General features: G+C 47.9%; 17 protein-coding genes. 8 read left to right on the top strand and 9 right to left on the bottom strand.

What is annotated here, in order from left to right; genetic code table 11:
* Positions 1 to 27: 27 nt before the first annotated feature.
* Both NG795_RS05860 and gloB read right to left on the bottom strand, forming a co-directional pair.
* The gene (locus NG795_RS05860; protein WP_367287727.1) at positions 28 to 417 is read right to left on the bottom strand and encodes a GFA family protein; all 390 of its coding nucleotides are present in this window, start codon (positions 415 to 417) and stop codon (positions 28 to 30) included.
* A 240-nt stretch (positions 418 to 657) separates the two neighbouring features.
* Positions 658 to 1,449: a hydroxyacylglutathione hydrolase gene (gene gloB / locus NG795_RS05855; protein ID WP_367287726.1), complete on the bottom strand. Its 792-nt coding sequence runs from the start codon at positions 1,447 to 1,449 to the stop codon at positions 658 to 660.
* 200 nt (positions 1,450 to 1,649) lie between these two features.
* Between gloB and NG795_RS05850 the strand changes: the two genes are divergently transcribed.
* From NG795_RS05850 to NG795_RS05840, 3 genes are all read left to right on the top strand, one after another.
* The gene (locus NG795_RS05850) at positions 1,650 to 1,856 is read left to right on the top strand and encodes a hypothetical protein (protein WP_367287725.1); all 207 of its coding nucleotides are present in this window, start codon (positions 1,650 to 1,652) and stop codon (positions 1,854 to 1,856) included.
* 105 nt (positions 1,857 to 1,961) lie between these two features.
* Positions 1,962 to 2,966 carry a UDP-glucose 4-epimerase GalE gene (gene galE, locus NG795_RS05845; protein WP_367287724.1) on the top strand — a complete coding sequence of 335 codons (1,005 nt, stop codon included), beginning with the start codon at positions 1,962 to 1,964 and terminating at the stop codon, positions 2,964 to 2,966.
* 65 nt (positions 2,967 to 3,031) lie between these two features.
* Positions 3,032 to 4,282 carry a glycosyltransferase gene (locus NG795_RS05840; protein ID WP_367287723.1) on the top strand — a complete coding sequence of 417 codons (1,251 nt, stop codon included), beginning with the start codon at positions 3,032 to 3,034 and terminating at the stop codon, positions 4,280 to 4,282.
* A gap of 57 nt (positions 4,283 to 4,339) precedes the next feature.
* On the opposite strand, the gene NG795_RS05835 is transcribed toward NG795_RS05840, so the two are convergent.
* Positions 4,340 to 5,200, bottom strand: a complete 861-nt coding sequence (locus tag NG795_RS05835) for a hypothetical protein (RefSeq protein ID WP_367287722.1) — start codon at positions 5,198 to 5,200, stop codon at positions 4,340 to 4,342.
* A 46-nt stretch (positions 5,201 to 5,246) separates the two neighbouring features.
* Positions 5,247 to 6,407, bottom strand: a complete 1,161-nt coding sequence (locus NG795_RS05830; protein ID WP_367287721.1) for a glycosyltransferase family 4 protein — start codon at positions 6,405 to 6,407, stop codon at positions 5,247 to 5,249.
* A 1,549-nt stretch (positions 6,408 to 7,956) separates the two neighbouring features.
* Between NG795_RS05830 and NG795_RS05825 the strand changes: the two genes are divergently transcribed.
* Positions 7,957 to 9,969 (top strand): ATP-binding cassette domain-containing protein, encoded by a 2,013-nt coding sequence (locus NG795_RS05825; RefSeq protein WP_367287720.1) that lies wholly within the window; start codon positions 7,957 to 7,959, stop codon positions 9,967 to 9,969.
* A 138-nt stretch (positions 9,970 to 10,107) separates the two neighbouring features.
* On the opposite strand, the gene mutY is transcribed toward NG795_RS05825, so the two are convergent.
* The 4 genes from mutY to cax all read right to left on the bottom strand — a co-directional run bounded on the left by mutY (position 10,108) and on the right by cax (position 15,346).
* Positions 10,108 to 11,265 carry an A/G-specific adenine glycosylase gene (gene mutY / locus NG795_RS05820; RefSeq protein ID WP_367287719.1) on the bottom strand — a complete coding sequence of 386 codons (1,158 nt, stop codon included), beginning with the start codon at positions 11,263 to 11,265 and terminating at the stop codon, positions 10,108 to 10,110.
* 20 nt (positions 11,266 to 11,285) lie between these two features.
* Positions 11,286 to 11,627 carry a DUF760 domain-containing protein gene (locus NG795_RS05815; RefSeq protein WP_367287718.1) on the bottom strand — a complete coding sequence of 114 codons (342 nt, stop codon included), beginning with the start codon at positions 11,625 to 11,627 and terminating at the stop codon, positions 11,286 to 11,288.
* A 444-nt stretch (positions 11,628 to 12,071) separates the two neighbouring features.
* Positions 12,072 to 14,114 carry a protein kinase domain-containing protein gene (locus NG795_RS05810; protein WP_367287717.1) on the bottom strand — a complete coding sequence of 681 codons (2,043 nt, stop codon included), beginning with the start codon at positions 14,112 to 14,114 and terminating at the stop codon, positions 12,072 to 12,074.
* A gap of 137 nt (positions 14,115 to 14,251) precedes the next feature.
* Complete coding sequence (gene cax, locus NG795_RS05805) at positions 14,252 to 15,346, bottom strand: calcium/proton exchanger (RefSeq protein ID WP_367287716.1); 1,095 nt, start codon at positions 15,344 to 15,346, stop codon at positions 14,252 to 14,254.
* 772 nt (positions 15,347 to 16,118) lie between these two features.
* On the opposite strand from cax, the gene NG795_RS05800 reads away from it, so the two are divergent.
* The 4 genes from NG795_RS05800 to NG795_RS05785 all read left to right on the top strand — a co-directional run bounded on the left by NG795_RS05800 (position 16,119) and on the right by NG795_RS05785 (position 22,447).
* The gene (locus NG795_RS05800; protein ID WP_367287715.1) at positions 16,119 to 18,812 is read left to right on the top strand and encodes a DUF3536 domain-containing protein; all 2,694 of its coding nucleotides are present in this window, start codon (positions 16,119 to 16,121) and stop codon (positions 18,810 to 18,812) included.
* 495 nt (positions 18,813 to 19,307) lie between these two features.
* On the top strand, positions 19,308 to 19,586 hold the full coding sequence (locus tag NG795_RS05795; protein WP_367287714.1) for a hypothetical protein: 279 nt from the start codon (positions 19,308 to 19,310) through the stop codon (positions 19,584 to 19,586).
* 588 nt (positions 19,587 to 20,174) lie between these two features.
* Positions 20,175 to 21,038 (top strand): segregation/condensation protein A, encoded by an 864-nt coding sequence (locus NG795_RS05790; protein WP_367287713.1) that lies wholly within the window; start codon positions 20,175 to 20,177, stop codon positions 21,036 to 21,038.
* 239 nt (positions 21,039 to 21,277) lie between these two features.
* Positions 21,278 to 22,447 carry a nucleotidyltransferase family protein gene (locus NG795_RS05785; RefSeq protein ID WP_367287712.1) on the top strand — a complete coding sequence of 390 codons (1,170 nt, stop codon included), beginning with the start codon at positions 21,278 to 21,280 and terminating at the stop codon, positions 22,445 to 22,447.
* A 146-nt stretch (positions 22,448 to 22,593) separates the two neighbouring features.
* Here NG795_RS05785 and speA read toward each other — a convergent pair whose 3' ends face one another.
* Positions 22,594 to 24,606 (bottom strand): biosynthetic arginine decarboxylase, encoded by a 2,013-nt coding sequence (gene speA / locus NG795_RS05780; RefSeq protein ID WP_367287711.1) that lies wholly within the window; start codon positions 24,604 to 24,606, stop codon positions 22,594 to 22,596.
* Positions 24,607 to 24,709 lie beyond the last annotated feature (103 nt).

The raw sequence follows: 24,709 nt of genomic DNA, 5'->3' as shown, positions 1-24,709 counted from the left end.
CCCCTGAGTTTGAGGCGATCGCCGGTCTTATCGAATCGTTTCAATGTTGTCTTCCCAGTTTTGTCCGTCAAAAGGAGTTACGGCAAATTTCCCCGCGACATCCCCATCCAGACATCGCACATTGACATCAAAGCTGTCCGGGTGCGATCGCGGTCTATAAAACGAATGAATCCCACAGTGTTGACAAAACAAGTGTTTCGCAGAGCCAGTATTAAAAGTATATGTTTGTAACCTCTCTTCTCCCTGTAACAGGGTAAAGCGATCCGGTGGAACAATCAAATGTAAAAACCCTTTTTTCTGACAGATGGAACAGTTACAGTCAATCGCTTCATGGCGATCAACGGTGACGCGAAATCGCACCGCGCCACAATGACATCCGCCTTCATAAGTTGTCCCAGGTTCTGGATTTTCGGTCATATTCAGTAGCAAGAGAAAGAGCAAAGACGGGGGTAATCTGTTTAACCGCGATCGCACCACCATGAGGAGGAATTCGGGACCGGAAGTGGGTTAAAACTGAGATCTTGCAGTGGCGACACCCGGCGGGGGATTAATCGATTGGCGGCCTCATAGCTTGCATTCGGTTAAAAACCGACTGCAAGTCTGATACAGTGGTGTTTTCAGTCGGTTTCAACCGACTTGATTCTGTTAGGCGGGGGATTAATCCCCCGCCGGTTGTTGCAACTGATCCTTGCGACCCCGGAGGCGAGCAAAGGTTTGTACTGGGTCCCCCCCATTGACTGCTCGTTGTAATACCGGATCTTCCCAACGCAAAAAGGGATTGGTGCGCTTTTCCACGCCCAAAATTGAGGGAATCGTCGCTTCATCTCGCGATCGCGCCGCCTTCACCTGGGCGAACCGTTCCTGTAAATCGGGGTTCTCTCCATCCACCGTTAAGGCAAACTGAAGATTGGATAAGGTATATTCGTGGGCGCACCAAACTCGGGTTTGATCCGGCAATTCCCGGAGTTTACTCAGGGACGAGACCATTTGGGTAGGGGTCCCTTCAAATAAGCGTCCACAACCCCCGGCAAACAGGGTATCGCCACAGAACAAATCCCCCAGTTCCTCTGGCGATGCCGGGGGAAAATAATAGGCAATGTGGGCGCGGGTATGTCCAGGCAGAAAGAACACAGTCCCAGTGCGTTGGGCAAATTCCACGCGATCGCCCTCCTGCAAAAACACCTGCTGTCCGGGAATTCTGCCTCGGTCCTGGGTCCCTCCGTACACCGTCACCCCCTCAAAATGCTGCATCAATGCCTGATTACCCCCCACATGATCGCGATGGTGGTGGGTATTGAAGATCGTCGTTAACTCAGCACCCAGGGCCTCCAATTGCCTCAGTACCGGACCCGCCTCCGCCGGATCCACCACTGCTGCCACATTTTGCGCGGGGTCGTGCAGTAAAAAGATATAATTGTCCGAAAGGGCATTGAGCCGATAAACTTGCATTGAATCCTTCCTCCTGGAGTTCATATAAATGATGGATAACTGCTGTAAAATTGACTACACACTCAAAACTTGCCAAAACTTTATCAAGTCTTTATAATTTTAGGGTAACAAATTTACGGAAATCCTGAATTGAAGTCGATAAGATAGAACCGTTAAGGCTTTGAGCCACCCTCTACCCCAATTGAGTCACGCAAAAGCTAATGGGAAGACCGACTCCGATTAAACCGCTTTTTACGATTCATCAAATGATTGAGCGAATCCTAGAAAGCAATGAAATCAGCACTCAAGAACATCTGCAAATTGCCAATGTCTTGCTATCGGGGAAAAATATCACCGATGAAGACCGGAAGCAAATCAATCGAATTTTTGAATTAATCCAGAGCGATCGGATTAAAATTATCACATAATCAGGTGGGGGTTGAACTCATCATCCGCATCAGTCAATGAGCGGGGGGAGATGAGGGGTCAGCTATTTTAAAAAGTAAAAAAGACAGACAAAGGAATGGAAAAAGGTGAGCGACAACAATAAAAACATTTTAGTCACGGGCGGGGCCGGTTATATTGGATCCCATGCCGTGTTAAGCCTTAAAAAATCGGGGTATCAGGTCACTATTTTAGATAACTTAGTCTATGGGCATCGAGACATCGTAGAGGAGGTTTTACAAGTCGAATTAATAGAAGGAGATACCAATGATCGCGCCCTTTTAAATAACATATTCGCCACCCATGATTTTTCCGCCGTTATGCACTTTTCGGCATACGCTTATGTCGGCGAGTCGGTGACGGATCCTGCGAAATATTATCGGAACAATGTCACCGGGACGTTAACCTTATTAGAAGCGATGTTAGCCGCCTCGGTGAAAAACTTTGTTTTTTCCTCCACCTGTGCCACCTACGGGATTCCTGAGAAGATTCCCTTAACCGAAGACCATCCCCAGCATCCGATCAATCCTTATGGGATGACCAAACTCATGGTAGAAAAGATCCTGAATGATTTTGATGCCGCCTACGGATTAAAGTCGGTGATTTTCCGCTATTTTAATGCAGCCGGGGCCGATCCCGATGGGGCGATCGGGGAGGATCATGATCCAGAAACTCATCTGATTCCCTTGGTGTTACAAACTGCCTTGGGCCACCGAGAATTTATTTCAATTTACGGAACTGATTATCCCACCCCAGATGGTACTTGTATTAGGGACTATATCCATGTGAATGACTTAGCCTCCGCCCATATTTTGGGACTGGAATATTTATTGAAGGGGGGAGAAACCGAGGTATTTAACTTAGGCAATGGCAGTGGATTTTCGGTCAAAGATGTGATTCAAACCGCCGAAAAGGTCGTGGGGAAAGAGGTTGCTAAAAAAATAGGCGATCGCCGTCCAGGAGACCCTCCGGTTTTAGTCGGAAGCAGTGAAAAAGCCAGAAAAATATTAGGTTGGAATCCGGAATATTTCGACTTGTATGATATAATCTCCCATGCATGGCAGTGGCATCAACACCGTCACAAATCTGATTAAAATCCGCATAAAATTATCGCTGACAAGCGATTTTAGGACTTGATTAGGCAACATAATTACCCCTGATGAATCCTCAAAACAAATCCGGAGAAACCTTGCAGAACCCCACCCCCAAACCTAAAATTTCTGTTCTGGTTAGTGACCTTTCTAAAAAAGGGGCTGGACGGTGGGGCGGCGGTGGGGTTCGCCCCTTTTTACTCAGTCAAGTGCTCAAGCGCCTCAACTATGAGGTAGAAATTCTCGGATTTGTATTTGACGACGAATCTAACGTCAAAGCTTCTTTTGAAGGCATCCCCATTATTACCGTTCCCGGTAAAAAATATCCCCAGTTTATTCAATCAGCTACTTCCCTGATGAATCAAATGACGGGAGATATTATTTATGCCTATAAACCGAAGCCCAGTAGTTTTGGGCTGGCTTTATTAAATCAGCTCAAAACTCGTCGGCCCGTCCTTTTAGATATTGATGATTGGGAACTGAGTTGGCATGGAGGTGACGCTTGGCAATATCGCCCGCCCAGTATTAAACAATTGGGCCGGGATATTTTTAAAGAAAATGGGCAATTGCGATATCCAGACCATCCCCTGTATTTAAAATGGATGGAAAAATGGATTAGGCGGGCCGATCAAGTGACTCTGCACAATCAGTTTTTGCAAAAGCGCTTTGGCGGGGTGTATTTACCCAATGGTAAAGATACCGATTTATTTGATCCGACTCGTTATGACCCGGAAACCAGTCGAGCTCACTATCAACTTTCGGGATATCGGATTCTGATGTTTCCCGGTGCACCGAGACCTTATAAAGGCATAGAAGATGTATTAATTGCCCTTGATCGCCTCAATCAGCCAGATTTAAGACTAGCGATCGTCGGGGGTAGTCCTTATGATAATTACGACAATCAACTTATGGAACAATGGGGGCGGTGGATTGTCAAACTGCCTACCTTACCAATTCAGCAGATGCCTGAAGTAGTTGCCGCCGCCCATATTGTCGTCGTTCCCCAACGAGATGAAGCGGCAGCCGCTGCTCAATTCCCCCTCAAATTAACCGATGGTATGGCAATGGCAAAACCCGTATTAGCAACCCGGGTAGGAGATATTCCCACGATCTTAGCTGACACAGGGTATCTGGTTGATCCGAATGCTCCGGAACAAATTGCTCAAACCATTGAGGAGATTTTTAACAATTGGGAAACCGCACAGGAACGCGGCCAAAAAGCGAGGGAAAGATGCGTTCAATATTATAGTTTTCAAGCGATGGCAGAGATTCTTTCCGGAGTGATGGCACCGATCACTAGGTCAGTTCAGCGTTTGTAAATCCCCCAATTTCGGGGTTTTAGGGATACCCGAAATGGGGGAGGAATCGGCTGAGGTTTAAGTTAATAAATCAAGAACTTGTTGATAAAACCCCTGGTTGCGATCGCGGCATTCCTGCAAACTAGAGGGATAACTCTGACCTTCACTCAGCCATGAATGCCAATCATCCATTTCGCACTCAAACCAATTCGGATCCGTAGATTGGTAAAGTGTCTTGCCGAACACAGAGAGCTTATAACTTTTTTGTCTCCATTTTTTAACGGGATATAAAACCGGAGAATGCTTCAGTCCATAGAACTTGCTCGTGAAGGGAAAGGCGATGACTTTCCGTCCTAAAAGTGTTCCCCAATATGCTCCATGAAAAGAACTGGTTAAAATGGTTTCTCCCGAACCCAAAAAATCCAGTACCGTCCGGAAATCCATCGACTCATTCGTGAGAGTAGGCAGTCCAGGCACGGTAATCCGAAACTTTTTGTGGGAAAACACAACTACCTCATGCTGGGGAACTCGCGGGCGATCGAACTCCTGATGCATACAACTGACACAGGGAACCCAATTTAAACCCACTCCATAATCTCTAATTCCGAGTAAATCAACGGATTCTACATAAGGGCTATAGTCAAATTGGGCAAAAGTAAGGGATGGATCTTTATAACTTTGTTGCCCGACTCCCCAAAAAATATATTTGCCTTGATCTACATGATTTTTTAGATGCTGGATTCCTTCCAGAAACCGAGGAAATAAGAGTCCCCCTCCCCCCAAAATCAGATGTTGATTTTGGAGTTTTTCTTGGGGTAAATCGTCAATATCTTTTGCTTCCGTTTGGAATCCGGGAAACTCGAAGTACATCAGGGGAGAGGAAAACCAATCCCCAATATTAATGGAATGCCTGACATGATAGTTGACAAGATGAGACACTGAATCAATCACTCCTTGAGATGGAATATGAATCTGTGATTAAGACTTAGTTTTGGAAGTATTCAGCAACCACCGACTGAATTTCGGCCATAAACTTTTCCGTAGAGAAGAGGGATTGCTGTTTTTTCAAGGATTCAATTAGAGCCTTCTGGCGATCGGGTTGCGTCAGAACCTGGACAATTTTCTCCACAGCATCAGAGGGTTGATCGAAGAGTAATTCACTATGGTGAGGCCCGACAATTTCTACTTGTCCCCCGTTTTTTCGCACAAAGGGAATCATTCCCGCTTTCACCATTTCTGCAATAGAGATTCCAAACGGTTCAGGCTTAGAATGGAGGCCATAACGACAGCGTGCAATCACCTGGAGATAATCTTTATAGGGCAGGTCTTGATAAACTGTAATCCAGTCAGAATTTTGCTCTGCAATCTGCATAATTTTCTGTTCATAAGACCGCTGATAAGTGCCCCCACCCCCTCCGGTGATATGTAATTTCACATCCAAGCCGCGATCGCGCACCCCCTGTAAAATTTTAATGACCCGATCAGTCTGCTTTGCAGCAACAATTCTCCCGCTACAGAGAAACGCATCATCTTTTTCCTCCCAGGGAATGACCTCCACTTCCCCAATCACTGGAGGATAGATGACCCGAGACTCAATGCCATAGGCTGATTTGATTCTATCAGCCGTGTAGTAGGAGTTTGCTAAGGACTGATTCTGTTTGAGCTGGTCCATCGAAAATTCCGAAAACTTCATCATTAACCGGGCCCACCCTTTATTTTTATCGGGTTGAGGATCAACAACATGAACCCAGTGGAGGTACTGAATTCCCACTCGTCCCATATCCAACCCATTATAGGTTGAGAATACTAAATCATACTCAGTATTCATAGATTTGAATGCCCGGACCGCCCAATGCTGGAAAGATAATTTTAAGGGAGGGCTATTGGCTATTAAGGTATCAATAAAGCGAGGAGTGAGAGCCTCCGGAAGCATCCTCTTAACCGTTAGATTTTCTTGGTGAGCTAAATCTGTATCATACAGAATGTCTAACTGGTGTAAATCCGGTGGGGTCAGGGTAAATAGCGTGACTTTATAATAAGGGACTAACGCTTGCAAAATCCATAAGCTGACAGATTCAGCGCCTCCCCCCAAAAAATAAGGATGCCAGACTGCGATCGTTTTAAAATGGTTTTGGGATTGATTCATGGGGTTCTCAATGGGGTGCTAAATAGGGGTAAATAATTAAGTCCATAAATTTAGGAAAATATGTTAAACCCGATAAATTTTAAATAGATTAAGGATAAAAAATGATATTCATCCGGGGAATTTATGAGATTTCTGTCAAGCTCTGGGAACGAATTTATCACCAAAGCCGCTCGGGACCATCAGAGTGTGGACAGTCCGCCCTCATTCCCCCGCCCCTTATCCCTTTTTGGGATAAGCCCTCACCCTCAGTCCCTCTCCCATAATTGGGGAAAGGGACTGACGGTTAGAGGATGTACCCAGCCGATCCATCAGGTTTTCTAAAAAGCTTAACTTTCAATTTAACTGTATCAAGGCATTCCTGTCAAGGAGATTTATGACTTCTTAAAGATTAGCTACAATACTCTAGGCAACAGGGTTTTCCGAGAGAATCGGAGGGTAGTCTAGCAATATATAATAAAACAGCTATAAACTCCCACTTTACTGGAAATTCCCACACAAAAAAAATTACCATTTTTTTACTGATAAAGTAATTATCTTAGAACAGGATTTTTCTACAAACTGGATCTATTAAAAAGATAAAAACCCTGAAGATGATTGTAAAGATTGACGGTAATGATTGGGGGTCCGATGTAAAGGTTCATTTTATTTGACTTTAGGGCCTGGGTACAGTACAGAAGAAAAATCGGTAATTTTGATATAATCTCCACAAATAATTTCCCAATGAAGTTTGGAAACCCGGTTTCTTGGCTTGCTTGCTCTCATAGCTCTTTCGATACCCGAGTTACCTATAAGCGGAAATTGGCCGGTCTAACTTGGTAATTGCTATCTACTAAGGAGTCAAGGCTTTGATCCCAATCCGCAAGTCAGATGTTATTGATAATGAGCCTCAGGTTAAACCGGCTTGATGTTATAAACTGTCAAGGACAGAATCGAGGAGGGGTAGGCAAAGCATAGAGAACACTCTCCAAACCGATCGCCTCAAAGTCGCTTGGCGGCTACTCTTTTGTGCAACAGGCGATTGTAGCCGAAAAGTGGCCTAACTGAGTTGGCGCTGGGGAGGTTATAGTAAAATCATAGCCAATAGATTTTCTGGGACTGTACCGCCTCATGGGAGTCGGGATCCAGGAGCATCAATCATTGGGAGGGCGATCGCCATCTCAGGGACAGGTTGTATTCACTTCTAGTAGGCGGGTTTTCTGGGTCAAGACCCCAGCACCCCTGACAGCCATCGGATCTTTTGAGGGAGCTATAGTTCGTCCACTCACTCAAATTTAAGATGCACCGTTCAGCGGATTGGTCTGTTTCTCGCTTTCAGCCATGATGTGCGTTGATGATGTCCATTGAACGATTAAAGGGGGACGCGCGATAGAGAGAATATTATGATTCGGCTGAATCTTCGTTCTGAGTCTAACTAAAAGTCTGGAAACTGACAGTGCGCTCAGTTAACCAAACCACTAATTTGGTAATCTATTATAGATAATCGTTTCACTTCACCCACTCCGTCGATTAAATCAGTTTACGTGCCAGCTACCCAGACAGGAAATACACAATGTCTCCCATTCAATTTCTTCTCCAATATGCTAAAAAACAGCCCTGGTGGATTGCCCTAACTATTTTTTTGGGGTGGTCAGGAGCTTTGTTCAATGGCGTTAGCATGACCCTGATCATTCCCGTGGTCTTAGCCTTTTTGGGGCAGGAAGTAGAGTTTCAAAAAGGTCCACCGATTGTCGGCAGAGCCCTTCGCCTCATTGATAAGGTCGATCCCAAATATCAAATGGGGTTGATGATGGCAGTCATTTTATTGCTGCTCGTCTTGAAAAATCTCGCTTTAGTGTCAAACCAGCTAGCATCGGCTCATTTATCCCGATTGCTGGTCAAAGATCTGCGTTTAAATGCGCTAAAATTATTGCTGGATATAGATATTGATTACTATTCCAAGACGAAATTGGGGGATATTCTCAATTATGTAAACCAAGAGGTTGGGCGATGTTCGAGCGCCATTCGGATTGGGATTCGGACTCTGACCAACGCGATGACGGTTTTAATCTTTGTGGGTATTCTGATTTTAATCTCTTGGCAACTGACCCTGATCTCTAGTCTCTTGTTGATGGTTGTCCCTCTGATTTCTCAGTTTGTTATCCGCCGTTCCAAGGAATATGGAAAGATCCTCTCCGAGAAATCTAGGGCCTATAGCAGCGCCTTAATTGAAGTATTAAATGGAATTCGTCTGGTCAAATCGACGGGACAAGAAAAAGCAGAGTATCAAAAAATCCAAAGACTGATCGAGGCACGAGAAAAAGCCGAGATGCAATCCCAAGTGAACTACTCGATTATCGGACCGATGAATGAGCTGAGTGGTTTGTTGGTGATTTTAGCCATTATTTTAGCGGGGAGAGTGATATTTTCCAATCAGATAGAGTCCCTATCAACCGTCTTGCTCACTTATTTGTTTGTTCTGTCCAGAGTGGTGCCACTGATTGGGCAATTAAATAATAGCCGGAGTGAATTTGCCAATGTAATTCCTAGCACCATAATTGTCAGCGAGTTTTTGCGGTTAGATGACAAACCCTTAATGAAGAATGGGACCGAACCCTACCAAAAATTACAAGAGGGAATTCAATTTGAAGAACTATCTTTTTCCTATCCTGGACATAAAGATCTGGTACTCAAAGATGTGGATTTATGGTTACCCAAAGGGACAACCTTGGCCTTGGTTGGGGGGTCCGGGGCGGGAAAATCGACCTTAGCGGATTTGCTTCCGAGATTTTACGATACCACAGAGGGACGGATCACCATTGATGGGAAAGACTTGCGCGAGTTTGATGTCCGATCGCTGCGAAAATCAATGGGCATCGTCAGTCAAGATACCTTTTTATTCAACGATTCGGTGCGAAATAATATCGCCTATGGACGTCCCGACGCCACGGATGAAGAGGTGATAGAAGCGGCAAAACTGGCGAATGCCTACGAATTCATTATGAACCTCCCCGAAGGAATTGAGACCCCCCTAGGCGATCGCGGAATTCTGCTCTCGGGAGGACAACGACAACGGATTGCGATCGCCCGTGCCTTGCTTCATAATCCTGATATCTTAATCCTAGACGAAGCCACCAGCGCCCTGGATACCGTTTCCGAACATCTCGTCCAACAGGCGATCGAACGCCTCAGTCGCGATCGCACTACCCTGGTGATTGCTCACCGTTTGTCCACGGTCAAAAATGCTGATAAAATTGCCGTATTAGACAAAGGCCAAGTCGTCGAAACCGGAACCCATGAAGAACTCTTAAGTAAAGGCGGATATTATGCCAAACTCTACTCCATGCAGTTCTCCCTCGACACCCAAGACTTGGTGAAAAAAGCGCGCAGCGAAACCTTAATCAACACCTCCTACGAAATTCGGACTCGCCTCAATCCCATGATTGGATTTTTGCGATTAATCGTAGATGATGTCGTAGACTCTCCCCAAGAACTCCGAGAACTAACCCATGAATCCTACGACTCAGCAATTCGCTTGCTCAACACTTTAGAATATATGGAAAAACGGTCTAAACTCGAAAGTTAACCACCCTTTTCCCCCGCAATGGTGAATGTGCTAAATCCCTCAATTCGACCCTGAACATTCCACCGTAGAGACGCACCAATTGGGTGCATCTCTACCCTAAAACCCTAACTTAATGCCTTAAGCTGATTTGGGTTCGGGCTACGGCTGAAATGAAGAATTGGGGGACTGACGGAGCGCCTCAATAATCTTGACATTCGCTTTGGGAAACGGAAACTGGTCGATTTCATCTAATCCCACCCAGCGCACTTCATCGGATTCCAACGGTTGTGGTTCCCCGGCAACATGACGACAATGATGAACCGTTAAAGTCACCCGAAAATGGGTATAAGCGTGTTCTAGCGTAATCAGTTGTGCACCTACTTCCACCGCGATCGCCAACTCCTCCCGAATTTCCCGGTGGATACAATCCGACACCGTTTCTCCCGGTTCAATTTTCCCCCCTGGAAATTCCCATAACCCCCCGAGGAGTCCTTCCTGACGTCGCCGATCAATCAAAATCTCCCCTCGTTCATTCCAAATCACGGCTACACCAATCAGTTTATGGGGGAGGGGACTAGAGGTTTCACGCATGGGTAAATCAGCCTGAATATGTAAATGATAAGCCTGACAGTGAGCCATCCAAGGACAGCGACTGCACTCAGGAGCCTTCGGAGTGCATAGAGTCGCCCCCAAATCCATCAAAGCCTGATTAAAATCCCGAGGATTTTCAGGATCTAGCAAGACTTCTGAACACTGCCATAACAGCTTCATCGCCTTTGCCGGTGGCACCTGCAACCCTATGAGTCTAGCGAAAATCCGCTTCACATTCCCATCGAGAATCGGCAGGGGTAAATTAAACGCCGCACTGAGGATTCCTCCTGCCGTGGTTCGACCAATTCCCGGTAACGCCAGCGCCGCTTCTAGGGTCCTGGGAAATCTGCCTCCATAGTCCTGAACGATCGCCTGAGCACCGGCGTGTAAATTGCGTGCACGAGCATAATATCCCAACCCTTGCCACAATTTGAGCACATCCTGTTGACTGGATTCGGCTAAACTGGCGACCGTTGGAAAACGCTCCAACCATCGATAATAATAGGGGATAACCGTTTTAACTTGGGTCTGCTGTAACATAATTTCCGAGATCCAAATGGGATAGGGATCCCGGTGGTGACGCCAAGGTAAATCTCGTCCTTCTTGGGCATACCAACTCAGCAGAGAGTCCCGCAGGTCTAAGATAGCAAAATTCGGCAAACTCTGGGATGAGCCTGCCGAAGTTCGAGTGACACTCTGGTTTTGATTTAATTTTTTCAACTCCACCCTACGACTTAACGCGCGATTTACTCATGAATTTTAGGATGAGATTCGGTAAAATGTAAGGAGTTTTCAAAAGCCATGCGTTGTTCCGCATTGCGGAGAAAATAGCCACTAATCATCGCTGAGGCTAAAATTCGTCCGAGATGCTCGCGACTGGTGGTAATCGTCACGCCAAAGTGTTCCGGGGGAAGATTTCCTAACAAGCCGATGATGTTGCGTTCCATGACTTGAAACACATCAGAGGAGCTAGGTCGAGAGAGTTGGGAAACGGCTTCCGGACTCAAGGATTGTAAGTAGTCCCACAGTAAATTATTGTCTCCCTCTTCTGAGAGAAATTCGGGCGGGCGATTGGATTCAGGATTCATAATTGTACCTCTTCGGCTGGGATGGGTGTTTAGTTGTCTGTTAAGGTTGTAGGCTGGGGGGTCAGGATTCTTCTGTTCCAATCCAGACTGAATTAATGGGTGGATTTAATGATTACAGTTATCAATGTTTCCCTAATTTATCTTGTTTACGGCGAAGGTGACCTCTATCTAAAGGGGTTAATCGGACTCTTTAAAAAGAAATAGCTATTTACCCGAGTTGCCCATGTAGCGCGAGATGGGATGTAAGGTTGGGAAGTGAACAGAAGGGAGTTAATTTTGAGAGGAGTTAGGGATAAGAGCAATGTATCAGGAACCTGTTTCAGAGAAAGTTAAAAGTAGGGTGGGCACTGCCCACCTTTCCTTACAGTGGGCAATGCCCACCCTACTCGTGTTTAAAGCCCTATCACAACCGAATTCCTTATCAGCAACCTGTCTCAGAGAAAGTCATGAACCGATCGCCAGGTTTGAGGGTTGATGGGCTGATCGCCAAATTTTGATAGTTTGGTCATGACTGGCACTGACGAGAATTTTCCCACTCCGGGCGATCGCCACCCCATTCACGGCACTGCGATGACCCATCAGAGTGCCGCGTAATTCCCCGGTTTGTAAGTTCCAAATTTTAACCGTTTTATCCCGAGAACTGCTGACAAACTGTTGACCATCCGGGGCGATCGCCACAGACCAAATCGTTCCCGAATGACCCGAGAGGGTATAGTTCAGTCTTCGCCGTTCTAAATCCCAGACACAAAGGGTCTGCTTGAGATCCCCACTCACCCCAGTTTTGCCATCGGGACTAATGGCAAGGCAAGTCACCGAGGCGCGATGTCCCGTGAAAGTTGCGAGGCATTCTCCCGTAGTCAGGGACCAAATTTTCAGGGTTTTGTCCCCACTCCCACTGACGAGGGTTTTGCCATCGGGAGTAAAGGCGATGCAAGTCACCGCATAGCAATGACCCTGGAGGGTATGGATTAATTCTCCACTCTTGAGGGACCAGACTTTAATGGTTTTATCCGAACTCCCCGAGGCAATCAGTTGACCATTGGGGGAGAGGTCCACTGCCGCGACCCAGTTAGAATGACCCGTGAGGGTGTGAATTAATTGTCCCGTGCGGAGGTTCCAGATTTTAATCTGCTGATCTGAACTGCCGGATGCCAGGGTTTTACCATCGGCAGTGACTGCCACGGACCACACCGCCTCCTGATGACCCATCAGAGTCCGTAATAACTGCCCTGTAGCCAGGTTCCAGACTTTAATGGTGTTATCCCAACTGCCGGTGACGAGGATATGACCCCGGGGAGAAAGGGCCACAGACCAGACCCCATCTTGATGTCCGACCAAGGTGCGATCGAGGGTAAAATCGGGGCTGGTGGGTTTAACGCCAGAAGGTGCAGGGAAAGCAATAATTTTCGGGCTCGGTGGCACGGAATGAACCCCGGGGTGGCTGTTGTGAATCTGCTCTAACCGGGCAAGTTCGGATAAAATTTCCCCGGTATTGCGGGGACGCTGGGAGGGGAACGGTGCCATTAGGCGATCGAGAAATTCGGCGAACTCATCGGAAACCCCAGGCGCATTCCTCCGCCAGCGGAATTCATCCGTATAGGGTTCATAAAAGGTCAGGGGATGCTGACGGGTTAGCAAATAGACAAAGGTTCGACCCAAGGCAAAAAAGTCAGATTGTTCCACGGTATGCCCTTTTTCCTGTTCCGGTGGCGCATATCCTCTGGAAATGATTACGGTTCCGGCAGGGGTGATAGTTTGGGGGGAGAGTTCCAGATGGGCGACCTCTAGGACCGTTCCAAAGTCAATTAAGGCCAAATTGCCATCGGGTTGGCGCATGATATTACTGGGTTTAATATCCCGATGGAAAAATTGGTGCTGATGGACTTCTTCGAGGAGTAAAACCAATTGTTTCAGCCATTCTAGGGCGAGGGGTTGGGCGAGGGGAGTGTCTTGTTGTTTCAGCCATTCTTCTAGGTTCACTCCCTCAATTTTTTCCATGACGAGACAGTGTAAGGGAGTTTTGTAGTTCGGAGGGGCGATCGTAAAATAAGCCGAGGGTTCCATGTAGGGAATCCCTGGGCGATGGAGTTCACTGAGGACCCGCGCTTCTCGTTCAAACAGGGAAACGGCTTTTTTTTGGGCTTGGAGGGTGGTAAATTGGGTAAGGTTGAGGACTTTGAGGACTTTTGGGAAGCCTTGGTCATCGACTTGATAAATGACGCTAAAGCCCCCAGAACTGAGGGCTTTGACTGGACGATAGCGACGGTTCAGCAGCAATTGCATCCCACAACTGAGACAGAAGAGTTTGTGATCCGAATTGTGGGGGGAAGGACAGGCGGGGTTAATGCAATAGCTCATAAGCGCTTGGGGGCTGGATTGAGCGGGTAAGGTCGAGACTTGGGCCGATCGCAAATTCAGAAAACCACTATCTGTAGTATAGGTGGGATTCTCGACACTTGGGTTGCGGTATAAGTCTGCCTGCATCATTGCTGAGAATGATAGAACCGGGCGATCGATCTCCTAACGGGTTCAAACGCGCCAACCCCAAACCCCTCTAGGCAAAAAAAAAGGGGAGCAATGCTCACCCTGATTTTATCGAACTCTTTTAACCCAATGCCAAATTTTTAACCAATCCCTGCAATCTCCGGATGGAAGTAAAATGCTAATCCCAACACGAGATAAGTTGCCAGGAGCAAAGTCCCCTCCAGCCAATCAGAACGGCCATCAGAACTGACCGAATTAGCAATCACCACCGATACCGCAACCGCCACCAGTTCAAAGGGGTTGAAGTTCAAATCCATCGGTTTATCCAGGATATAACCGGCAATGACTAACACGGGCGCAACAAACAAGGCAATTTGCAAACTTGACCCCAGGGCCACGGATACAGAGAGGTCCATCTTATTCTTCATCGCCACTGTAACTGCTGTAGCGTGTTCTGCGGCATTGCCAATAATGGGAACGACAATTACCCCGGTAAAGAGTGCCGTTAATCCCAATAGAGAAGTAGCTTCTTCTAGGGAAGCAACTAACAATTCTGATTCAACAGCTACCATCAGGGTGCAGGCTAATAGTACCCCCGTCCATAACAAGACATTCGGCGGTTTGACAGGTTCACCTTCTTCCCCTTCTAACTCTGCTTCCCCAACATCACAGAGGTAGGCATGGGTTTTCATGGAAAACACCAGGGTTAAGACATAAACCAGGATTAAGACGATCGCCACGCAGGTTGAGAGTTGCTGCATGGTCTTTTCTGCGATGCCGGTGGAGGTGAACTCTACCGCTGTGGGCAGTAACATGGCAATTACCGCCAGCGTCATCACCGAGGCATTCAACCGGGCGACAATTGGTTGAAATACTTGTTCTTTGTACCTCAGTCCTCCCAGCAGCATGGAAAACCCCATAACGAGGAGTAGGTTACTAATAATTGACCCGGTAATGCTGGCTTTGACAACATTGATTAAGCCAGCATTGAGGGCAACCAAGGCGATAATTAATTCAGTGGCATTGCCAAAGGTGGCATTCAGTAATCCCCCAATATTGGGACCGACAACCACCGCAATTTCTTCCGTGGCGGTTCCCATCCAAGCAGCTAAGGGAATAATTCCCAAACAAGCGGTTAAAAAAATGGTTAACGGTCCCCATTCGAGAAAATGACCGGCAATGGAAATGGGGACAAAGACAAGTAAACCGATGAAAATAATGTTTTTGAGGGACATCAAATTGGTTAGGTTTCAGTAAGAAAATGAGTGGGAATTGAACCGGGAGAATCGGGTCTGTTTTAGCGGGGATTCCTAGCCGTTAACCGGGCTTTTGAGGTCCGAGTCTAGGGAGGGAAACGACCGATCGCATGAGAGTTTTAGTCCGGTTGATCTGGCAGTTCTCCTCAGAGTTTAGCTGATAGACTGTCTTGAAATTGGCCTGCATGAGTGGACTGGCTTCAAGACAAGGCGGGTTCACGTCCCGCCCCTTCTATCCCTTGCCTCCGGCCTTGGCTAGGTAATTAGACTAGGAGTTCAGAATTTGTTCAGTCATAACGAAACCTGTTGTAGCACAAAAGCGCCTAACCTTGGGTTTAGATGTATTCATGATCAAGAGATAAACCCCTAGGGAACTCTTGAGTAGCGGATTATAGCATAGACATTTTGATTTGCAAGTTTCAGAAAATAAAGATTTGTTTTGAAGTGTGAAATTAAGACAGGAGTCACACTATTTGCAATGGGGATCGGTTATAGTGCCGACAGATAGCTTCATAGCAGAAAACGGATAGAACAGCGATCGCCCCAGAGATAGCCCGAGAGCATGAGGTACAAGCAAGGACTATCACCGTTGAGGCGCAGAGCAAGGTGGTTTGTACCAAGTTGGTCATGGCCTTTGCGATCGCCACGCTACTTGCTTAAAATTGCCTGCACTTAATCCAACACTCTGTACCCTAGCGATCGCCTGCCTAAAGATAGATTTTATCGATTGTTTAGTTGTAGATCTAACAGTATGACAACCCCATCCGACACAGCAATTATGCTGAATCCGACCTTATCCACCCTAACTCCAGAAAAAACCCCAGGAACTCGGACCGAACCGGCCAAAGTTGATCCCATCAAAACCGCCACGGGTGTGTATGTCTCGATTCATGGACATTTTTACCAACCCCCGCGAGAAAACCCCTATTTAGATGCGATCGAGCGACAACCGAGTGCCTCCCCCTTTCACGACTGGAACGAGCGGATTTATCACGAATGCTATCGTCCGAATGCCTACGCCCGAGTCTTCAACGACTCTGGAGAAGTAGTGGGGATCGTCAATAACTATGAATATCTCAGCTTTAATATCGGTGCGACTTTAATGACATGGCTGGAACGCTATGACATGGAAGTGTACAATCGCATCATCGAAGCCGATCGCAAAAGTGCACAGCGTCTCAACGGTCATGGCAATGCGATCGCCCAAGTCTACAACCACATCATTATTCCCCTCGCCAACGAACGGGATAAATACACCCAAATTCGCTGGGGTAAAGAAGACTTCCGATCCCGCTTTGGACGTGATCCCGAGGGAATGTGGTTAGCAGAAACTGCCGTAGACTACCCCACCCTCGAAGCCCTAGTTGCCGAAGGCATTAAATTTATTATTCTGGCCCCCTCCCAAGCCCAACGCTGCCGCATGATCCCCCCTGAAGGAGAACCTGAACCGGACTGGATCGAAGTCGGCGGTGCACAAATTGATCCCACCCGGCCTTATCGCTGTTTTCTCCCTGATCCCCAAGGGGGAGACACCCAAGAGGGAGACAACCGGAAATCCATCGATATCTTCTTCTACGATGGTCCGATTTCCCGAGATATGGGCTTTGATGACCTCCTGAACAATTCCCATAACCTCCTCGGACGCTTAGGGTTAGCCATTCAAGGGGATGGTCGCCCCAGTCAGTTGCTCTCCGTCGCCACCGACGGCGAAACCTTCGGTCACCACAAGGGCGGAACCGAAAAATGTCTCGCCTACGCCTTCGTTAGCGAATTCCCCAAACATGGCTGGACCGTCACCAACTTTGCCCATTATTTGAGCATCAGTCCCCCCGCCTGGGAAGTCCAACTCAAACCCGTCACGGCTTGGAGTTGCGCTCATGGCGTCGATCGCTGGCAGGATGATTGTGGTTGCGCTGGCGGTGGCAGTTGGCATCAAAAATGGCGGCGTCCCCTGCGCGACTCCCTCAACTGGTTGCGGGATCAACTCACGGACATCTATGAAGAACAAGGTCGTCACCTGTTCTTAGACCCCTGGCAGGCCCGGGATGAATATATCAAAATTGTCCGCGATCGCTCCCCGGAAAATATTGACCGCTTCTTTCGACACCATCAAACTCGCCCCCTCACTCCCCTAGAACAAGTAGACGGCCTGCGCCTGCTGGAAATGCAGCGTCATAGCCTGCTAATGTACACCAGTTGCGGTTGGTTCTTTGAAGAACTTTCCCGTCCGGAAGGGGTGCAAATTCTCCGCTATGCCGCCCGGGCGATCGAACTCGCCGGAGATGTCGCCGGAGTTCAACTCGAACGAGAATTTATCGCCCGTCTTGCCTTCGCACCCAGTAATGTTGATGCTTTTAAAGATGGGGCCGGAGTTTATCGTGATCTGGTCCAAACGGACCAAATTAGCTTAGAGCAAGTTGCCGCCCATTACGCCATCAGCGGACTCTTTACCAGCTATGGACCCCAACAGCGGGTCTACTGTTATGACGCTTACCAACGGGATTATCAGTTGCAACGCATGGGTCCGTTGACCCTGGGAGTGGGACAACTTCAACTGGTTTCGGAAATCACCCGAGAAAGTGTCGATTTAGTCTTTGCCGTACTTCATCTCGGCGGTTGGGATTTCCATTGCAGCATTCAACCCTTCACGGGACGACGGGCCTACACTCAGATGAAAGAACATCTGTTTGGGGTCCTGCAAGAAGCCAGTGCCGCCCATGCTATTTTGGCGATGAATGAGCATTTTGATGGGAAATCCTACAATCTGCGGGACCTGTTCGCCGAGGAACGCCATCGGATCATGCGCCTGTTAAGTCAAGAAACCTTGATGCGCCTAGACCAACTTTACAGCCAGGTGTATCGGGATAATTATGGGATCATGATGGGCTTCCATCGGGATGAACTGCCAGTCCCGAAAGAGTTACAGGTGGCCGCAGAGATTGCCTTGGGCCATCGCTGTATGGAGTCGGTCCTGGGGTTAGAACAGGAACTGGGGATTGCCCAGGGTGATGGACAGGTGATGTCGGGGCATTTAGGGGAGTTAGAAGCGATCGCCACGGAAGCTGAACATACCCGTTGCCATCTCTATCTACCCGAGGCCAAAGTCATTTTAGAACGGTCCATTCTGCGATCGCTCTGGGACCTCCTCCACGAAGCCCAACCGGAACTCCTAGAGGCCGATATTCAGCGCTTAGAACGCCTGATTGCCGTCGGTCAACGCCTCAATCTCGGCTTGTCCCTAGAACGCTCCCAAGAGCTTTATTTCTATTGGCTCACGGGTCAACTCGATCGCCACGGTCTCCCCTCTCTGGATACTACGATTGCCTCGGGTTCGGCTGAATCCTTCGCCGTTTCTCCCGGAGATCCCGTCCAACTCCGGCGTCTGTTGTTATTAGGTCAAACCCTTCGGGTTCATGTTAGTCCCCAATTAGAACAGCTTCGCTAACCCTAATTGTCATTTAATCTAATAGCCTGCGCTCTCTATTCCAGAAAGTGCAGGCTATTTCTATTCCGGGGAATGGGAAGCAAAAACCCACACCCTGGGGGAATTTTAAACCTAAATTTTCTATTGTAGACCGCATGAATTATCAGAGCGGTTAGGTAAATTGGGTGACTCAGAGTGTAATCCTTGGAGGGTTTAACTCTATCTTTAGGTTCATAATAGGCGCAAATTTCCTCACTTAAGAATCTCACCCAAGACAGATGAAGGACCCGAATTTTATAATTAAATTAGTCTCAGAAAAGAATTAACCGAAGGACCATCAGCCTTCCAGTTGAAACGTCCTGAACCCTGCGGGGGGAGGCCGATGTGACTTCCCTCACAGTACCCAACCGATCATAAACACGAAACCGCAGTGAGTAACCTTAGCGACAATTAAGAAATTTTATAAGATTCTGTTAATAACAGCATAAGTCGTCCAGAAATTGAGTGAAGTAACTGATGTTTTTAAAACTAGCTCTGGGATTAGTCTCTATATCGGTCGTTCAAATCGGACTGAGTGGGTTTACACCCGTATCCGCTGCCGTTTCTAGCCCACATCAGGGCATGACGATGGATTGCTCTGAAGCGGCTCAGTGTACATTGAGAGGGGTAAGCACCCTAGAATGGGAAGCGTCCAGTAGCCAAAAAATTCCCGAACCGGGCATGGTTACCGCCATCATCCTCTCGGGTCTGGGAATTGTCTCCTCGCAAAAAAGACGTCGGGTCTCAGAGCAGTAAATCCTAAGGGGTGCAGAACTGAGTTTGAGTCATTTGGACCCTCAAGGGATTCTTTGGGTGCATCCCCTTCTTCAATACGTTATCTAGGTGCATCCCCTTTTTCCTCAACAAAGCGGGTCATCCTCTTCCTAAGCGGTGTTTTAGGAGGATTTTTCATTCCCGGGGACCCGGAGTTCACAGCAGCGCACCTCATCACGCTGAACTCCACCCAGAACCCCTGGTTTAAGATTCAACCCTAACTGTAGGGTCAAGAAAGCAATCGACCGATTAGAGCATCGGGAAAATCTTAGCTATACTGAGCCTATTCGCCCAGGTCGTCAAGTTCAGGGGCTAATCACCCCGGCTCTGTCAGGGTTGATGTTCTTGGCATCTCTACTTTTGCCCGTCAGGGCATCGGAATGAATTTAGGGCTACAGCTTTTATGGAGGGTTGTCAATAGTTTAAATTGCTATTCTCACCGAGAAAACCCCTTTGCATAACGCTTAACTTGATTCAAATCAAGGCCCAGGCCGGTCTTTAAAAATGATATAATCAACAGACGGAACTCCCACGCTGCACTTACTTTAACTTTTAAAATAACAAAGGGATATGACTGGTTCTTTAGCTCAAAATGCGATCTCACTCCTCATCGAGTTGGCACAAACTGGAGAAATCGATCCCTGGGATGTCCAAGTCATTGAGGTGATTGACCGATATCTCAGTAAACTGTCTCAAGTTCATGAAGCGGGACGAGTTGAGCGGGAAGCGGCTTTATCGGAGACGGGACAGGCGTTTCTGTATGCCTCAATGTTGGTTTTATTGAAAGCGGATGCCCTAGCGCGGTCGGAATCTCTGCTGGATGACCCGAATGCCTCGGAGGAGGAAGAGGCGGAATTTTTGGACCCGATGGATGAGGAGGGGCAAGGGGGGAATATTCCCAGACAGCTAGAATTGCAACTCAAACGACGGGCGGTCGCACCTACGCCTAAAAAACGCCGGGTTACGCTTCAAGAGTTGATTGAACAGTTGCAGTTGATGTCAATGGCGATCGAAACGCCACCGCGCCGTCGTGCGAAACGACATGGCGGATCGAAATCGACAGCGAGTACGGTTCGGGCGCTAACGGAGTTAGCGGAACAAGAAAATATCTCGGAAGTGGCCGATCGCCTGACTCGATTTTTGTTGGCCTACGCGGAAAAATTGCAGCTGTGTGAACCTTGGTTAGAATTGGAAGCGCTTTTAGAAGGGTTGATGGATCACCGAGGCGATCGCCCCCCTGGAGAATCCGCCGCTCCTCAGTCCCTCCCCACTTCCCATGACCGCGTGGGAGTCTTTTCCGCCCTGCTGTTACTCTCCGCCCAGTCTAAGGTTGAACTGTCCCAAGAACACTTTTATGGAGACCTCAAAATTCGGGCGATCGTCGATCCAGTCGCTGTAGAGAGTCAACCCACTCTCAACGAGGCAATGGTTTAACCGGCTACAGTACCCCCCACCCTAGAAAGCCCGAACCGGAAGCACCTTGCTACTAAAGGGCCGCCAAACTGGAAATTACCGGGCGATCGCTCAACCCCTCAGCCACAGCCTCATTCCCCGGGGTGGACCTTCAGTATGATGATCACATGATGATCACGACTAAAAGATAACAACTTTTTGCAATTTCAAAACATTAATTCGTTAAAATTGATAGGCTCAAGGATAAGAGAAAAATATCTATGAAAGCCATGATTCTGGCAGCGGGTAAGGGTACCCGAGTCCGTCCGATTACATACACCACCCCCAAACCGATGATTCCCATCCTGCAAAAACCAGTGATGGAGTTTTTAGTGGAATTGCTTCGCCAGCATGGTTTTAACCAAATCATGGTCAACGTTAGCCACCTCGCCAACGAAATCGAAAACTATTTCCGGGATGGACAAAGATTTGGCGTGGAAATTGGCTATTCCTTTGAAGGTCGGATTGTTGATGGCGAACTCGTCGGGGAGGCACTCGGAAGCGCGGGAGGCATGAAGCGCATCCAAGACTTTAACCCCTTTTTCGATGATACCTTTATCGTGCTTTGTGGAGATGCTTTAATCGATCTGGACTTGACGGAGGCAGTCCGGTGGCACAAAGAAAAAGGCTCGATCGCCACCATCGTCATGAAATCTGTCCCTCGGGAAGAAGTCTCCAGTTATGGGGTAATTGTTACGGACGAAACGGGCCGCGTCAAGCAGTTCCAAGAAAAACCGTCCGTAGAAGAAGCCATGAGTACCAACATTAACACGGGTATTTATATTTTCGAGCCGGAAGTGTTGAACTACATCCCCTCGGGCCAAGAATATGATATCGGGGGTGAACTCTTCCCCCAACTGGTTGAAATGGGTGCTCCGTTCTACGGCATTGCGATGGATTTCCAATGGGTGGATATTGGCAAAGTGCCGGACTATTGGCGCGCCATTCGCGGAGTGTTAAACGGAGAAATCCAAAATGTCTCGATTCCCGGCAAAGAACTCATTCCTGGGGTTTACACTGGCTTAAATGTCTCGGTTAACCTGGATAAGGTTGATATTAAAGGGCCGGTCTACATTGGGGCCATGACCCAAATTGAAGATGGGGCCAAAATTATTGGGCCTTCGATGATCGGGCCCAGTTGCCGAATTTGCAGTGGCGCAACGGTGGAAAATAGCGTAATTTTTGAATATTCTCGCTTAGGTCCAGGGGTGCGCTTAGTGGACAAACTGGTGTTTGGGCGCTACTGCGTGGATAAAACAGGTGCATCCATTGATGTCCAAGCAGCGGCCCTGGATTGGTTGATTACAGACACTCGTCAGGCGATTCCTGTGAATACCCCCGAGGAAGGCAGAGCGATCGCCGAACTCCTCGAAAGCGAAGGTCGTCCTTAGCATCCCTCGTAGTCTTTTTTTAGAAACCGGGTTTTCTACAAACCACTCCAGTTCTCATCTCCCTGGGGGGGAGAACACCCGGTTTCTGTTCCCGTACCCCAGTTCAAACTAGGGTCAGAGGTCGTTACACTTTATGTCGTTACACTTTATGTCGTTAAATAAGTGTAACGACCCAAACATCGCTCGTAATTTTGCAGCAATCGTTGGGATTCTTGCAAGGTAATATTCCCCTCTTTTAACGCTTGTTCCGTCTGTTTGCGGATACTCTCAATCATGTCTTCAGAATCATATTGCACATAGCTGAGGACTTCTTTCATCGTATCCCCCTTGACCACGTGTTCGATTTCATAGCCTTTTGGGGTCAGCTTAATATGGACCGTATTGGTATCCCCAAACAAATTATGAAGATTGCCCATAATTTCCTGATAAGCACCGCCGAGAAACATTCCTAAATAGTAGGGTTCATCAGGTTTGAGGCGATGCAATTCCAGAACGTGCTTGACATCGAGGAGGTCAATGAATTGGTCGATTTTACCATCACTATCACAGGTCAAATCCGCGAGAGTACCCCGTTCAGTGGGTTTTTCATCTAAGCGATGAATCGGCATAATCGGAAATAACTGGTCGATCGCCCAACTATCCGGTGCCGATTGAAACACCGATAAATTAATGTAGTAGATGGAGGCCATGATTTTTTCCAACTCCTCCAAATCATCCGGGACATAATCCACATCCCGAACGATCGCCTGAATTTTCCCACAACAAGCCCAGTAGAGTTGTTCCGCCCTGGCCCGTTCCCGCAAACTCAAGTAGCCGAAATTAAATAAGCTAATCGCCTCCTCTTTAAATTGGATGGCATCGTGATAGGCTTCTTGGTAATTTTCAGATTTAATCGAGTGATAGGTATCTGACAGATTCCGCAGAATCAGATGTTCTTTTTCCGTACTCGGTTCCGGGGGTTGAATCGAGACATCACTGGTACCGAGGACATTAAAAATTAACACCGACTGATGGGAGGCGATCGCCCGTCCACTTTCACTAATCAGCGTCGGCATTGACACCTGACCTTCTTCACAGGCTTCCTTCACTTCCGCCACAATATCATTGGCGTAGTTTTGCATATTGTAGTTTTTGGAAGCATGGAAATTGGTTTTAGAACCATCATAATCGACGCCTAAACCGCCGCCAACATCCAAATACTTCATATTGGCCCCCAACTTCGCCAATTCTACATAAATCTGGCTGGCTTCGCGGATGGCATCTTTAACCTTGCTAATGGCGGAAATTTGCGAACCAATATGGAAATGGAGCAACTGGAGGCAGGAGAGCATATCAGCGGCAGCGAGTTGATCGACCGCATGGATGATTTCGGGAATGGTCAGACCAAATTTAGCGCGATCGCCCGAGGAACCGCCCCAGCGACCAATCCCTTTGCTCATCAATTTTGCCCGCACCCCGACGATCGGCTGAATCCCCAGGTTTTTTGCGGCAGCAATCACCATCTCCACCTCTTCCAACTGTTCGATCACCACGATCGCCCGTTGACCCAGACGCTGGGCTAAAATGGCCGTTTCGATGTATTCCCGGTCTTTGTAGCCATTACAAATCACCAATGCACCCTCGGTTTTCAGCGTCGCGAGGGCAATCATCAGTTCCGGTTTAGAACCCGCTTCCAGGCCAAATTGATGGGGTTGACCGAAGCGAACTAAATCCTCAATCAGATGGCGTTGTTGGTTGCACTTGACCGGAAACACCCCCCGATAGACCCCGGGGTACTTGTAGCGAGCGATCGCCTTAGAAAAGCAAGCATTCAACCGCTCGATCCGGTCTTCTAAAATATCCGAAAAGCGAATCAGCAGGGGTAAATCCAGATTGCGCTGTCCGAGGGCCTGGACCAGTTCCAGCAAATCCAAAGAACCGCCGCGATCGCCCCGGGGAGATACCGTCACATGACCGGCCGCATTAATCGAAAAATAAGGCTCTCCCCACCCTGTAATCCGATACAGTTCCTCACTCTCCTCAATCGTCCAAGGTTGCGCCTGCTTAGAGGGATGCAACACAATTGGGGCGATCGCCCCTGACCCCCTGTCTTCCGTCCCGTTCCCATCCGTCGAGTTTTCCCCGAGGTTGGTCTCGGCGATATTTGGCTTAACTCCCATAATTTCTTCGCGGCCTTGCAACAACGCGCTCCCAGTCCATTCAATCGTTAATTTTTATCCCGCCAAGGGATGTCATGCAGCGCTCCCCTTCCCTGGATTAACC

Origin of the sequence: Laspinema palackyanum D2c, from assembly GCF_025370875.1 — a bacterium.
Lineage (GTDB): Bacteria > Cyanobacteriota > Cyanobacteriia > Cyanobacteriales > Laspinemataceae > Laspinema > Laspinema palackyanum.
The sequence above is the reverse complement of the archived record's forward strand: the minus strand, read 5'-3'. Positions and strand labels throughout refer to the sequence as shown.

What these genes read in the sequence shown, in the direction of transcription:
- NG795_RS05815 (WP_367287718.1), bottom strand. Translation starts at nt 11,627, where the DNA reads ATGAATCCTGAATCCAATCGCCCGCCCGAATTTCTCTCAGAAGAGGGA.
- NG795_RS05830 (WP_367287721.1), bottom strand. Translation starts at nt 6,407, where the DNA reads ATGAATCAATCCCAAAACCATTTTAAAACGATCGCAGTCTGGCATCCT.
- NG795_RS05795 (WP_367287714.1), top strand. Translation starts at nt 19,308, where the DNA reads ATGTTTTTAAAACTAGCTCTGGGATTAGTCTCTATATCGGTCGTTCAA.
- NG795_RS05810 (WP_367287717.1), bottom strand. Translation starts at nt 14,114, where the DNA reads ATGATGCAGGCAGACTTATACCGCAACCCAAGTGTCGAGAATCCCACC.
- NG795_RS05790 (WP_367287713.1), top strand. Translation starts at nt 20,175, where the DNA reads ATGACTGGTTCTTTAGCTCAAAATGCGATCTCACTCCTCATCGAGTTG.
- NG795_RS05850 (WP_367287725.1), top strand. Translation starts at nt 1,650, where the DNA reads ATGGGAAGACCGACTCCGATTAAACCGCTTTTTACGATTCATCAAATG.
- NG795_RS05860 (WP_367287727.1), bottom strand. Translation starts at nt 417, where the DNA reads ATGACCGAAAATCCAGAACCTGGGACAACTTATGAAGGCGGATGTCAT.
- cax (WP_367287716.1), bottom strand. Translation starts at nt 15,346, where the DNA reads ATGTCCCTCAAAAACATTATTTTCATCGGTTTACTTGTCTTTGTCCCC.
- NG795_RS05825 (WP_367287720.1), top strand. Translation starts at nt 7,957, where the DNA reads ATGTCTCCCATTCAATTTCTTCTCCAATATGCTAAAAAACAGCCCTGG.
- speA (WP_367287711.1), bottom strand. Translation starts at nt 24,606, where the DNA reads ATGGGAGTTAAGCCAAATATCGCCGAGACCAACCTCGGGGAAAACTCG.
- gloB (WP_367287726.1), bottom strand. Translation starts at nt 1,449, where the DNA reads ATGCAAGTTTATCGGCTCAATGCCCTTTCGGACAATTATATCTTTTTA.
- NG795_RS05840 (WP_367287723.1), top strand. Translation starts at nt 3,032, where the DNA reads ATGAATCCTCAAAACAAATCCGGAGAAACCTTGCAGAACCCCACCCCC.
- NG795_RS05800 (WP_367287715.1), top strand. Translation starts at nt 16,119, where the DNA reads ATGACAACCCCATCCGACACAGCAATTATGCTGAATCCGACCTTATCC.
- NG795_RS05785 (WP_367287712.1), top strand. Translation starts at nt 21,278, where the DNA reads ATGAAAGCCATGATTCTGGCAGCGGGTAAGGGTACCCGAGTCCGTCCG.